The 581-nt window shown below is 68.3% G+C and carries 1 protein-coding gene; it reads right to left on the minus strand.

Translation table 11 applies throughout. The features are described 5' to 3' along the window. The coding region (locus C0461_RS14390; RefSeq protein WP_292107992.1) for an insulinase family protein at positions 1-581 on the minus strand (581 nt) is incomplete at both ends.

The following is a 581-nucleotide window of genomic DNA, read 5'->3' on the forward strand; positions in this document are numbered from 1 at the left end:
GGATCTCGGTGACCTCGCGTTGCAATTCAGTCTCGCTGACGCCGTGCTGGACCAGACGGCGCTGTTCCTGCTCGGCGGCCTCAATGGCGCGCTGCCAGGCGCCGGTCTCGAAATTGGCGACCACCAGGCCGATGTCCATGGCGCCGAACAGCTCCTGATGGCCGCCGCCGCCGCCGAGGAAGGGCGGGTTGGAGGAGCGCGACAGTTCGCTCATGCGCCGGTTCAGGACCGCCAGGCCCAGATTGCGCAGGACGCCTTCACGGCGGGTCTCCAGGCTGTCAGGACGCGGGTCGGGCGCCTGGGTCCAGATCAGCTGGGCGCTGGACTGGGCGCCGGGTTCGATATGGATGTAGGTCTCGGCCTCGCGGGGCTGCAGCTCGCCGATGATCGGATCGGGTCCGGCCGGATGGGCGTTGGTCCAGTCCGCGAACCTGTCGCGGATCTTCGCCTCCATCACGTCGACGTCGAAGTCGCCCACCGCGATCAGGGTGGCGCGCTCGGGACGGTAATAGGCGCGGTAGAAATCGACGAAGCGGTCGCGGGGCGCGGTGCGGATGATGTCCAGATCGCCGATGGGCAGA

It is taken from the genome of Brevundimonas sp., from assembly GCF_013823285.1.
Lineage (GTDB): Bacteria > Pseudomonadota > Alphaproteobacteria > Caulobacterales > Caulobacteraceae > Brevundimonas.